Source organism: Thermostichus sp. MS-CIW-38, from assembly GCF_054058415.1.
Window position 1 is genome coordinate 40,553 of the sequence record NZ_JBSSAH010000006.1, and the last position, 12,118, is coordinate 52,670.

Annotated in this window: 10 protein-coding genes and 1 tRNA gene; 5 read left to right on the top strand and 6 right to left on the bottom strand. The window is 59.4% G+C overall.

Annotated features, from left to right (window positions below):
• Window positions 1-168: 168 nt before the first annotated feature.
• Window positions 169-1,362, top strand: a complete 1,194-nt coding sequence (locus ACVWXZ_RS03685; RefSeq protein WP_457482169.1) for an RNA-guided endonuclease InsQ/TnpB family protein — start codon at window positions 169-171, stop codon at window positions 1,360-1,362.
• 138 nt (window positions 1,363-1,500) lie between these two features.
• On the top strand, window positions 1,501-2,877 hold the full coding sequence (locus ACVWXZ_RS03690; RefSeq protein ID WP_457482170.1) for a (Fe-S)-binding protein: 1,377 nt from the start codon (window positions 1,501-1,503) through the stop codon (window positions 2,875-2,877).
• A gap of 84 nt (window positions 2,878-2,961) precedes the next feature.
• On the opposite strand, the gene ACVWXZ_RS03695 is transcribed toward ACVWXZ_RS03690, so the two are convergent.
• From ACVWXZ_RS03695 to ACVWXZ_RS03705, 3 genes are all read right to left on the bottom strand, one after another.
• Window positions 2,962-4,452 carry a cobyric acid synthase gene (locus tag ACVWXZ_RS03695; RefSeq protein ID WP_457482191.1) on the bottom strand — a complete coding sequence of 497 codons (1,491 nt, stop codon included), beginning with the start codon at window positions 4,450-4,452 and terminating at the stop codon, window positions 2,962-2,964.
• 204 nt (window positions 4,453-4,656) lie between these two features.
• Window positions 4,657-4,728, bottom strand: a tRNA-Gln gene (locus ACVWXZ_RS03700).
• Window positions 4,729-4,780: 52 nt separating this feature from the next.
• Window positions 4,781-5,359, bottom strand: a complete 579-nt coding sequence (locus tag ACVWXZ_RS03705; protein ID WP_457482171.1) for an FHA domain-containing protein — start codon at window positions 5,357-5,359, stop codon at window positions 4,781-4,783.
• Window positions 5,360-5,641: 282 nt separating this feature from the next.
• Here ACVWXZ_RS03705 and ACVWXZ_RS03710 point away from each other — a divergent pair, with 282 nt between their 5' ends.
• The 3 genes from ACVWXZ_RS03710 (at window position 5,642) to ACVWXZ_RS03720 (ending at window position 8,549) form a co-directional block, all read left to right on the top strand.
• On the top strand, window positions 5,642-6,514 hold the full coding sequence (locus tag ACVWXZ_RS03710; RefSeq protein ID WP_414332096.1) for an inositol monophosphatase family protein: 873 nt from the start codon (window positions 5,642-5,644) through the stop codon (window positions 6,512-6,514).
• 158 nt (window positions 6,515-6,672) lie between these two features.
• The gene (locus tag ACVWXZ_RS03715) at window positions 6,673-7,530 is read left to right on the top strand and encodes an ABC transporter substrate-binding protein (protein WP_457403343.1); all 858 of its coding nucleotides are present in this window, start codon (window positions 6,673-6,675) and stop codon (window positions 7,528-7,530) included.
• Entirely contained in the window at window positions 7,488-8,549 is a 1,062-nt protein-coding gene (locus tag ACVWXZ_RS03720) for a J domain-containing protein (RefSeq protein ID WP_457403344.1), read from the top strand. The genes ACVWXZ_RS03715 and ACVWXZ_RS03720 overlap by 43 nt, the downstream gene beginning before the upstream one ends.
• Before the next feature lie 12 nt (window positions 8,550-8,561).
• On the opposite strand, the gene ACVWXZ_RS03725 is transcribed toward ACVWXZ_RS03720, so the two are convergent.
• The 3 genes from ACVWXZ_RS03725 to ACVWXZ_RS03735 all read right to left on the bottom strand — a co-directional run bounded on the left by ACVWXZ_RS03725 (window position 8,562) and on the right by ACVWXZ_RS03735 (window position 11,976).
• A complete protein-coding gene (locus ACVWXZ_RS03725; protein WP_457403345.1) occupies window positions 8,562-10,145 on the bottom strand; it encodes a CPBP family glutamic-type intramembrane protease in 1,584 nt (527 codons plus the stop codon).
• A gap of 98 nt (window positions 10,146-10,243) precedes the next feature.
• Window positions 10,244-10,963: a tRNA (guanosine(46)-N7)-methyltransferase TrmB gene (gene trmB, locus ACVWXZ_RS03730; protein ID WP_414343030.1), complete on the bottom strand. Its 720-nt coding sequence runs from the start codon at window positions 10,961-10,963 to the stop codon at window positions 10,244-10,246.
• A 92-nt stretch (window positions 10,964-11,055) separates the two neighbouring features.
• Window positions 11,056-11,976, bottom strand: coding sequence for an L-lactate dehydrogenase (locus ACVWXZ_RS03735; RefSeq protein WP_011433746.1), 921 nt, complete (start codon window positions 11,974-11,976; stop codon window positions 11,056-11,058).
• Window positions 11,977-12,118 lie beyond the last annotated feature (142 nt).

A 12,118-nucleotide genomic window follows, 5' to 3' on the forward strand; every position in this document is an offset into this window, starting at 1 on the left:
CTCCGTGCTGTGCAGAGCACAGACAACTCGAAGAGGGTTAACGAGGGATCGATTGAGAGGGAATCCGTCCGGGGAGTCCCTTCTTCAGCTTACTAGCGCAGGAGCCCCGCACTGTACCCGTAGGGTCAGTGCCGGGAGGAATGCGCTTTGATGAAGTACAATGAACTTATGAGCCAAATCCTGACCATCTCCTGCAAGCTCAAGGTGTCCCAGTCGCAAGCCGCTAAATTGGACGCGACGATGGATGCCTTTGTGCAGGCACTGAACTGGGTCAACCAGAACACGCCGGAGAAGATCGTCAATGCGGTCAAACTGCAATCCCTTTGCTACTACGAGATTCGCGCCCGATTCGGCTTGTCTAGCAACTTGGCCCAACAGGTCTGCAGACGGGTGGCCGGCGCCCGCAAAGTGGCGAGACAGCGCAACCGTCCAGTTGAAGAGTTCAAGCGTAGGTTCGCTACCTACGACGCTCGTATCTTCTCGTTCCGCGAGAAAGACTGGACGGTGTCGCTGACCACGGTGGAAGGGCGAGAGCGCTTTGAGCTGTCCATCGGCAACTACCAGCGTGGGATGCTGGCTGGCTCCAACCCAAAAGCCGCCACGCTGGTCAAGCGGAAAGACGGCTCCTACTACATCCAGATTTGCGTAGAGAAAAAACCACCCAAGCAACAAGATACCGACAAGGTGATCGGGGTGGACTTGGGAAGGACGGATATTGCCCATACGTCAGAGGGGGACAACTGGAATGGACAGCAGTTGAACAGAGTCCGAGACCACTACTCCCGGTTGAGGGCGGTACTCCAACGCAAAGCCAGTAAGGGCACACGCAGTTCGCGGCGCAGATGCAGAGAACTGTTGCAACGGCTGTCTGGCAAGGAGAGACGCTTTCAAGCGTGGGTCAATCATCGCATCTCCAAAGCTATTGTCTCTAGGGCAAAAGCTACCAACAGCGCTATTGCTCTGGAAGACCTGACAGGGATCCGTGAAAGAGTCAATCAACAGCCGCGCAACAAGGCCGAACGGCGCAGAACCAACAGTTGGGCGTTCTACCAACTACGCCAGTTTCTGGAATACAAGGCTCTGCGTGCAGGGGTTACCTTGATTCTGGTGCCGCCTGCCTACACGTCGCAGATCTGCCACCGGTGTTTGCACATCCATCCCGACCCTGCGCAATCCTACCGCAGTGGTAAGTCGTTCAAGTGTGGGCACTGTGGATGGGAAGGGGATGCGGATTTGAATGGTGCGAATGTGATTGCGCTCTTGGGGGCTGCTGTAAACCAGCCTAGAGGTTCGGGCTTGTTTTGTTCTCTGGTAGAGCAGAGCAGGCCCAGGGCTACTGAAAGCCCGCTCCGTACCGCTTAGCGGTCGGAGTCGGGTAGTTTACCCGCTTTGTTCCCGGATTAAGATGCAGGAAACGGGGGCACCTCCAAAACCCCAAAACAAGCCAAAAGGCAAGATTGAGTCTGTACAGCAGGCTTTTGTGCTGAGAGCTAGAGGCCGATGAACGTATCCAAAGGGCCAAGTTTTGACGGCGTGGATCCCCCGGATCCCAAGCTGATCGATGCCTGCGTGCATTGCGGGTTTTGCCTGACCACCTGCCCCAGCTACCGTGTAATCGGCAAAGAGACGGACTCGCCGCGGGGGCGGATCTATCAGATGGATGCCCTCAACCAGGGGCAGATCGCCCTTTCTGCGGCTACGGTTTCCCACTTCGACAGTTGTTTGGGCTGTTTGGCCTGTGTTACGGCCTGTCCATCGGGGGTGCAATATGACCGCTTAATTGCCGCCACCCGCCCGCAGATTGAGCGCAACTACCCACGTAGCCTTTGGGATCGGCTTTACCGCCAGTTCATCTTCTCGGTGTTTCCTTACCCGGAGCGGCTGCAACCGCTGCTGTGGCCTCTCTGGCTGTACCAAAAAATGGGGATCGGCGCTTGGATCCGAAAGGGTCTGGAAAAGGTCTCCCCGCGTTTGGCGGCCATGGAATCCCTGATGCCCCCCCTGGAGGTGGAGCAACTGCTGCCCAAGCGTTACCCTGAGCGGATCCCGGCGGTGGGAGAACGCCGTTTTCGGGTGGGACTCATTTTGGGCTGCGTGCAGCGCCTGTTTGCCCCGCAGGTGAATGAGGCCAGCATTCGCGTCTTGACCCACAACGGCTGTGAGGTGGTGATCCCGCCTGTCCAGGGCTGTTGTGCGGCCTTGCCCCACCATCAAGGGCAACTGCAGCAGGCGGAAACCCTGGCCCGCCAGATGATCGATGCCTTTGCCGATTACGAGTTGGATGCCATTCTGATCAACGCTTCTGGCTGCGGGCATACCCTGAAGGAGTATGGCCACCTGTTGGCCAGGGATCCCGACTACAAGGAGAAAGCAGCCCGATTTGCCACTCAAGTCAGGGATATTCAGGAGTTTCTCGCCCAGGTGGGGTTAACGGCTCCTCTACATCCGCTACAGCCGGAACCCCTGGTGCTGGTCTACCAGGATGCCTGTCACATGCTGCATGGGCAGCGGCTCAGCCAGGAACCCCGACACCTGCTGCGGCAAATCCCAGGGCTGGAGCTGCGGGATCCCGTCGATGCCGCCCTTTGCTGCGGTAGCTCCGGCGTCTATAACCTGTTGCAACCCCAGGTGGCGGACGAGCTGGGATCCCAGAAGGTAAAGAACTTGCTTAACACCGGTGCTCAGGGGATTGTCTCTGCCAATATCGGCTGCCGCCTACAAATCCAGAAACATCTGCGCCTACAGGGCAAAGCCGGGATCCCCATCTATCACCCGATGGAATTGTTGGATCGCGCCCTCGCCGCTGCGCGACGCTTTCGCGAACAAGCTACAGGGACTTCTTCGGGTCAGGCAGAGGTAGCCGAGGCAACCGGTTGAGTGGATCCTGGATTTCCGGTCGCGCTGGCGTAACCTGGCGCAACATAGCCTCCCACCCCACTTCTCTCCCCCATCGCCGATGGGCTATTCCATCAACAGGCCCAAGTCCAGGTGAGGCTGCCACAGATCGGCCAGGCGCTCCAGCAATTGCTCCCGCTGCTGAGCATAGTGGCCCTCCAGATCCGGCAAGGGATCCCAGCCTTTTTGTCGGCGCAGCCAGTTCAGCCATTGTCGCCGCCACAGGTGGTTGTCAAACAGGCCATGCAGATAGCTGCCCCAAATCCGACCCGTGGGATCCCGCCAGCCCAGGTTCTCCCGGTCGAACAGCGGCAGGCAGCCAGAGGGATCCGCCTGGGTGGATCCCTGATGAATTTCGTACCCCTGGATGGGGGCCAGGGCAGGCCATCGGCTTTGGGTCTGTACCTGCTGGGTGACCTTGGTGGGCTGTAAAACGGTGGTCAAAGGGAGAAAGCCCAACCCCGAGTAGGTGCCGGCGATCCCCTCCCAGCCTTCGGGATCGGCGATGGTCTCTCCCAACATTTGCAGCCCACCGCAAATGCCGACGATATGGCCGGAGTATTGGCGCAGTTGATCGGCCAGGCCGGTCTTTTGCAACGCGAACAGATCGTTGAGGGTGGTCTTGCTGCCGGGCAGGATAACCACATCCGGGGATCCCAAACTTTGGCCAAGGTGAACCCAGCGCAGATGGACGGTGGGCTCCGCCAACAAGGGGTCAAAATCCGAGAAGTTGGCTACCTGGGGCAGACGAACCACAGCAATCTCCAGTCGCCCCTCCCTCAGGGCTTGGCGACCGGCCCGATCTTCCCAGAGCTGGGGGCTGGCCTCAATTCCCATCGAATCCTCTTGGGGCAGAACCCAATCCAACCAAGGCAAGACACCAACGACGGGGATCCCGGTGTAGTTTTCCAGCCAGTCCAGGCCAGGCTGCAACAATTCCCGCGAGCCGCGAAACTTGTTGAAGACAATGCCCCGGATCAAGGCCCGCTCTTCAGGTTCCAGCAGTTGGAGCGTGCCCACCACATGGGCCAGCGCCCCACCTCGGTCGATGTCTGCCACCAGCCAAGTGGGGGATCCCAAATGCAAGGCAACCCGCATATTTGCCAAGTCCCGATGTTTGAGGTTCACCTCTGCTGGGCTACCTGCCCCCTCGCAAAGGATCCAGTCGTACTGCTGTTGTAGGCGAGCAAGGGCTTCTTTGACCGCTTGCCAGGCCGGCGCAAACCAGCGCTCGTAATACTCTCCGGCGCGGTAGGTGCCCACCGCCACTCCGTTCAAGACGATCTGGGAAGTCAGGTTGCCCTGGGGCTTCAGAAGAATCGGGTTCATTTCCACCGCAGGGGGGATCCCGGCAGCCCAAGCTTGCAGAGCCTGCGCGTAGGCAATCTCCTTGCCGTCTGGGGTGACATAGGCGTTGAGGGACATGTTCTGAGCTTTGAAAGGGGCAACCCTTTTTCCCGCTTTCTTGAGAATGCGACAAAGGGCTGTTACCAGCAGGGTTTTGCCCACGTGGGAAGAAGTTCCCACCACCATCAAGGATCGACCTGAACAGCTCACCCCGGATCCCTCACCCTTGGTTTCTGGTTGTTGCCATTCTCTCCGCGGCCAGTCCTGCCAAGCCAGGGCCTCCGTTGGCAAAGGCGACCCCATGATTCCTCAGTTCCCCAGAGCAACGCGCCCTGCTGATGCCAAGAGCCGAAACCCCAGGTCTGCACGGGATCCCAAGGGCTTGCGCCTTTGTGCTCTCGGTTGGATTTTAAGCTGGGGCAGATGGATTCGAACCACCGAATGGCGGGACCAAAACCCGCTGCCTTACCGCTTGGCGATGCCCCAATTCACATTGCTTAACCGGCTTAATTAATCTAGCGATGCAGCTTTAGATCTGTCAACGGTTGCGGTGGCTTCCTGTGTCGTGGGGAAGCTGAAGCTCTTCGCCAAGGCCAGGGCCGATGTCAAAGGGGTTCACAGGGAGAATGCGGGCCACCTCGAAGAAATAGGCGCGGATCTCTGGCCCGAAATAGATGACATCTCCGCTCCTCAGGTAGTGAGTGGCCACCCGCGTGCCGTTGACAAACACCCCATTGGTACTGGACTGGCCCTTGCGATTGCCGTCGATCAGGCAATAGGTAAACCCTGTCCGGTTGGACTTGGTGGGCACCCGCACCAGGTAAGCGTGGTGACGCGAGACAAACCGATTGACGATCTGGATGGCGTTGGAGGGATCCCGTCCAACCGTGTAGATACTCTCCCGCAGGATGTAGCTGCAGGGCCGGACAGGATGGCAGATGGACAGGGTGAACTCCGGATGGGATACCGGCTGCTCAGGGACTCGATCGAACAGATCTGCTGGCAGATCAAAGCCCTGGCTGGGAAGAAGACTTTTCCCGCCAACCGCCGTGGTGGAGGTAAAGAAATCGTCGTAGCTATGTGACAACGGCCTTCCCCCCTCAACGCTCAACGCCATTTACAGCAGCTTGGCTTTCCAAATTCAAAGTCTTATCTATAATCTTATCTATAGTTCCCCAAAACCCTACTGCTTTCAAAGGAACTCTGGTCTTGGCGGGCTGCCGGAAAACCCACAAGCCCCAGTGTACTGTACTATACACTATAGGCAGTCTTGGAGATACCCCCTTTCCCAAAAAATTGGGTTTGGGTCGGGCCTATTTTGGCTTTCAGGGATCCCTTGGGAGCCACAGCCTCAGGCGGGCTATTCTGAGTAGCAGGTTTTTAACCTTGAGGTGAGGGTGTGACGGAGGCCCTGCTGCGTCGGTTGGATGTGGCCACAGAAGCTGCCCTGGAGGCAGGAGCTTTGCTGCGCAGTTATGTGGGGGGCACCCTTGCCATTGAGGAGAAACGTCCGGGCGACTTGGTGACGGCGGCGGATCGCGCTTCTGAGGATCTCATCTTGAAAATCTTGAGGCGGCACTTCCCCGAAGATGTCATCTTGACCGAGGAATCAGGCCAGCAGGGATCTCCGGAGGGCGCCTACGCTTGGATGATCGATCCCCTAGATGGCACCACCAACTTTGCCCATGGCTACCCTTTTGCCGCCGTCTCCATCGGTTTGCTGCAGGGGCGGGAGCCGGTTTTGGGGGTTGTTTGTGACGTTTTTCGCGGGGATCTGTTTCGCGCCGTCCAAGGAATGGGGGCCACCCGCAACCGTCAACCCATTCGAGTCTCCACAACGGCTGAATTGTCTCGGAGCCTGCTGGTTACCGGCTTTGCCTACGATCGTCGCGAAACCCCCGACAACAACTACGCCGAGTTTTGCCACTTTACCCATCTCACCCAAGGAGTACGGCGCGGCGGATCTGCAGCTCTGGATTTGGCCTATGTGGCCACCGGCCAGTTGGATGGCTATTGGGAGCGGGGCCTCTCCCCTTGGGACATTGCCGCAGGGATCGTCCTGGTGCGAGAGGCGGGTGGCAAGGTGACCGCTTATGATGGCGGCCCGGTGGATGTTTACAGTGGCCGACTGTTGGCCAGCAATGGCTGGTTACACGCTGCTCTGCAAGAAGAATTGGCCCAAGTACAGCCTTTGCCGGTCTCCTTTCCCATGCGGCGGGATCCACGCCCAGCCTATCAGAACCGGGAAAGCTCCCCAGTTGAGTTGAATTGAAGACAGAAGTAGCTGACGAATAATCGAGGAATAATCAAGAAGATTCCAAGAACCCTATGTTGGGCAGGGTAGATAGGAGATGGGTTAGCGGACTCCCCGGAAAACAGCGACATGGCTGCCGGGCGGCACAGTTCGGCCTGGCTCTCCTCTTGGGAGCGATGGCCCTTGGGGTCGCCACTGCTGGCCCCGGTTACCCTCAGCCGGCACAAGGGAAGGTTGCCCCCACCGAGCGGGCACAGCCCCTCGATTCCCGTTGGGCCGAGATCCAGGCCCGGGGGCGCATTCGAGTTGGCTTGGATCCCAGTCTGGGGCCGGCCTATCTCTATACCGACTTGGAGCGACAAACCTACGCCGGCTTCGAGTGGGATATCCTGGAGGCGCTTGACCAAACCCTTCAGGTGCAGGTGGATCCCATCTACGTGGCCTGGAGCGAGCAGTTGGCGGCCTTGCAAGCGGATGAGGTGGACTTGATCTGGGGAGCGCGGGAAGCTTTGGGCTTGGATCCGGAGCAGTTTCTGGCCACCCGGCCCTACTACCTCAGCCCGCAGCGCTTGGTGGTACGGGATCCCTTCCCCGCCTCCGGGCCAGAGGAACCGGCCATCGAGACACTGTCGCAATTATTTGGCCGCAAAGTGGGCATTGTAGTTAACAGTACGGGGGCAGCCCTGCTGGAGGCGTACAACGAGAGGAGAGGCAACGCCATTCGTCTCTTTGCCACCAGCAACCCTGAGCGCTTGTTTGCTCAGCTACAGGCTGGCCAGTTGGATGCCGTGCTGGTTGATCAGCCCGTTGCCGCCCTGAACCTGCGCCAAGCCGGATCCCGGCTGCGCCTGGTGGGGCCGCCCCTGTTCCCCATGCCTCTGGTGGGAGTAGTATCCTCTCAGCATCCTTCCCTGAAGGAAGCTGTGGATGGGGCGATTTCCAGCCTGATCGAAAACGGAACCTTGCAGCAGATTTTAGAGAAGTGGCAACTATGGGATCCAACTCTAATGTCCCCCGCCTCAACCGAGGACTAGCCCGCTACGAGACTGACCATTTCGCCATCTTAGGCGTGCCCCTTACCGCCGACTCCAAGGGGATCCGGCGCGGCTACCTGCAGGCGGCCAAGGCCCTCCACCCGGATCGGTTTGTGGGGGATCCCGAAGGTGCAGAACGCGCCAACATCCTCTTTGCCAAGCTGGTCAACCCGGCCAACGAAGTGCTGACCAAAGAGCGGGAGCGAGGGGAATACGAAACTGTGCTCAAAATGCGGATTAAACGCCTTTTGGAGACACCGCCCTCCGACCTTTGGCCCTCTGGGGAAGCTGTCAAAGGCTTGGCCGAGCGCCCCGATTGGCAAGAAGAGTATGTCAGGCGGGTGGAGAAGCTGGCCAAAGAACAATACAGCTCCATGGAAACCCTGCTGGAGAAAACCGAGCAATTGAGCGAGCTGAACCTGGCCTATTTGTTGCTCAAGGCCGGCTACCAGGGGAGCCTAGCCCCTGCCTCTAGAACCACTACCGCGACCGGGATCCCAACCCCTTCCCCCAGCCGTACCACTGTGGGAGGGATCCCAGCCTCCCCCGTCGTTGCTCCGCCCACCCGTCCCCCTGTTCAGCCTGTTCCCACCCCACCGCCTGCCCCCAAGTTCAGCCCTGGGGAAACCCGCTTTATCCAAGCCTTGGACATGATCGAGCGCAAGCAATACCGGGATGCAGTGCAATATCTGAACTTCGCCATCAGCGCTGAGCCCAACGTGGCCCGCTACTACCTGCACCGGGGCATTGCCCACCTGAAGCAGGGGAATGCTGGCATGGCCAAAGCAGACTTTATGCAAGCCAGTCGCCTAGAACCTGCCAACGCCGAGTTGATGGCAGAAGTGCGCCGTTGGATGCAGCAAGTCACCACCCAACAGCCCGTTCCCGTCCCCAAGGACTCCGTCCCGCCAACGCGAGTGGCCAGCCGTCAAACGTCACAGGCTCAGAAAGTGGTGCCGCCTCCCCGCAAAGAAGACAACGGCGGGTTCTTCAGCCGCCTCTTCGGCAGGAAAAAGTAGGCAGAGCCCCCCTTAACGCGCACCCCCTAGCACCAGCAGCGTCACCAGGGATCCCGTATTCCAGAGGCTGTGCAGTAGGATGGGAGCCAGCAGGTTGCGGCTGTGGCTGTACACCACCCCCAGCACCACCCCCAGCATGGTCAAAGGCAGCAGATCGGAAAGGTTGAGGTGGGCAAGGGCAAAGGTGAAGGCGCTAAGCCCAATGGCGGCCCCCATAGGCAGGTAGCGGCTTAGAGTAGGCAGCCAAAAGCCCCGGAACAGCACCTCCTCAAAAACAGGGGCACAGACAGACACCACGGCCAAAAACACCAACCGCGCCCCCCAACCATGGCTATCCAGCAGCAGGGGCAAAATGGGATTCCCACCCCCCGCCTGCGGTAGCAGCAATTGCGAGAGTGCCGCTGCCAGCACCACCAAAGGCAAGGCCACCCAGTAGCCACACAAGCCCCACAGCAGCCAAGGACCCCACAACCGCACCTGCAGCACCCTCTGCCAGCCGGGGTAGGCGTGCAAGAGACGGTACAATAACCCTGCCCCCAGCAAAGCGCCGGAATTGTAGGTGAGAAACAGGGCTACCGCCTGCTGCCAAGGGCTGAGCTGCCGTGCCCCCAGGCCGAGGATGATGATGTAAAGTCGAGGCACCAAAGCGTTGAGGGCGATAAACCCCAAAAACCAGCCGGTCAGCACCGCTTGCGCCCCGATCCCCGGCCAAGGCACTTCCCAAGCAGGGCCCAGGAGCGGACGTTTGCGCCAAAGGCTCCAGCCCAGCCAGCCCAACAAGAGCATCAACCCCAGCAGCGCCCCCAGCACGGGGATCCCGCCCACCACCGCCAGTCGAAATAGAGCCGCCAAGGCCAATTTTTCCTGCTGTTGGTTGAGGGCATTCAGGCTATCGCTGCGCTGCTGCAGTCGGTAAAGCTGTTGCAGAGCCACCGCCTCAAACCAGCCATCCAGATGATTGCGAATCTGCACCTCCGCCTCTGGCAAGATGCGCCGCGGTGTTCCCCACAGCCCTTGCAAAACCCGCGCTGCCCCCTTTTGGCTCGATTCCAGCTCCACGGGACGTTCCAGGTCGATGATCTGCTGCCATTGCTGCCGAGCAGCTTCCAGATCTTCTTGGTAGGCATAGAGCAAGCCAAGGCGCAGCCACAGTGCATCCAGCTCCGTCTGCAAATCTTGCATTGAGGCCAAAAGGGCGGGATCCACCTCTGGAGATTGGGCCAGTTCTGGGCTGGCCGCCTCAGATTCGCCAGCAGGAGTTAAACGGGCCAGCCGTTTCAAACGTTTCAGGCGTTCGGTGTAGTTATCGGCGGTCTGCTGATAGCGATTTTGGGCCACCTTGAACACATCCTGACCCAAAAGTGCCCGTGCCAGATCCTGATAGCGGGGATCATCGAGGGTGCGGGAAGCCTGCAGGGCGAGATCGGTTTGCAACAAATCCAACTGCGTTTGGGGCGGCGGCTGAAACCAACTGCTGGAAAGAGAAAGCCCGACAATCACAATGGCCAATAGGCTCAGCAGGTTGAGGATCCCACGGCGAACAGAAAACCAAGCAGAAGAGGGGTCGGCAGAGGCCGTGGTTTCAGAGTGAGACATTGCGGCGACGGATCCAACTCAAGCGGGTTATATCCTATCTTCTGTATTGTCTTGGCGGAATGGAGTTGTTATTACTGCATTACGGATTTGTCCTGTTGTCACCGTCGCTCCAGCCAATAGCGATAGATGGGCAGGCCCAGTTGTAGGCAGTGCCACTCCCGCTCCGTGGGGATGCCGAGGGGATTGGAGTCCAAAGGCCCCTGGTGGGGATCCCAAAACTGCGGATGCTCTAAAAATCGAGCTGCCATTTCTTCGGCCACCTCTTGGATATCCGATTGCAGGAAGACGGGGCTGCCCGGTCGCAGCAGCAGAGCCAGATCCGCCACCAGTTGGGGCTGGACGATCCGCCGTTTGTGATGGCGCTTTTTGAACCAGGGATCCGGAAATAGGATGGTCACCCGGCTGAGATCCCCCGGCGCAAACAGATGCCGCAAAGAGACATTGATGTTGGCAAACAGAAAATGGACGTTATCCAGCCCCAGCTCATCCCGCCAGGCATTGGCCCGCTCCACCAGCGCCTGCCGAATCTCTACCCCTAGGAAGTTCCAGTCGGGCTGCTCCTGAGCGAGGCGCAGCAGAAATCGTCCGCTCCCTGTGCCGATATCCAGATGAAAGGGCTGCCCCAGCCGTCGGTATACCCGCTCCCAATGGGGTGGGGGGGTGGGCTGCTGATACTGCGCCTGCAGGGGATTGACGTGCTGCCGTACCCGGTGACCGAGGCCCCTCTGTAAGGGGATCCCGGCCCAAGGCGGAGAAGGGGGGCGCTTCTCCAGTTGGCCCTCAGGCGATTGCTGCCCCTGTTGCACCTCTGCTTCCATAGACCACCTCCTGCCGCCAGCTGCGGCCCTCGCCCACTGACCAAGGGATCCCCCAGCTTGGAGGGGAGCGACAAAAGTCCAGGAGATCTAGGCTACCACCGGATGCTGTCGATGACTTGCCGCAAGATCTGGGCCGAGCGGTGCAGCTGCTTGCGCTCGCTCTCGGTGAGGGACATGGCCAGCGTGCGTTCCACCCCCTGCCGCCCGACCACTCTGGGCAAGCTGAGACAGACCTCTGGCAGATCGTACTCCCCTTGGGTGAGGCTGCTCACGGTTAAAACGCGGTGTTGATCCCGCAGCAGGGCTTGGACAATTTGCGTCACCCCTAACCCGATGGCGTAGCTGGTGGCCCCTTTGCGACGGATGATCTCGTAGGCAGCGTTGCGCACCTGCTCGAAGATATCCCCCAAATAGGCGGGATCCCAGTCCGGCGAGAGTTCCCCAATCGGGGTGCCGGCGATGTTCACCTTGCTCCAAACGGCCACCTCGCTATCTCCATGTTCGCCGATGATGTAGGCGTGCAGGCTACGCGGATCCACCCCCAGGCGCTCCGCCAAAAGATAGCGAAAGCGGGCTGTGTCCAAAACCGTCCCCGACCCAATTACCTGCCCTGCCGGCAACCCCGACAACTTCAGGGAAACGTAAGTCATGATGTCAACGGGATTGCTCACCACCAAAAGGAGTGTGTCAGGGCAATGCGCCATCAAGGCCGGGATCAAGCCTTTGAAGATCTCGACGTTGCGCTGCACCAAATCCAAACGGGTTTCTCCAGGCCGCTGCTTAGCCCCTGCCGTCAAAATCACCACGTCTGATCCGGCACAATCCGCCAGCTCCCCTGCCCGTATCCGTGTCGGCTCCACAAAGGGGATCCCGTGCACCAGATCCATCACTTCCCCTTCCAGCTTGTTGCGGTCGATGTCGTGAAGGACCAGCTCATCCAGAGTGTTCTGGATTACCATCGAGTAGGCACAGGCCATGCCTACCTGGCCGGCGCCGATGATGGATCCCTTCAAAAGGCGGCGAGAAGTCAGCCCCTCGACCTGCTGCTGGGAGCGCTGCTTGGGTTGGTGCTTAGAAACAGTCATGGCTGCAGCCGCTACTCTTCGTTCTCCAGCTTAAGCCTGCCTAGAGGAAGAAAAGAACAGGCTACCGCTC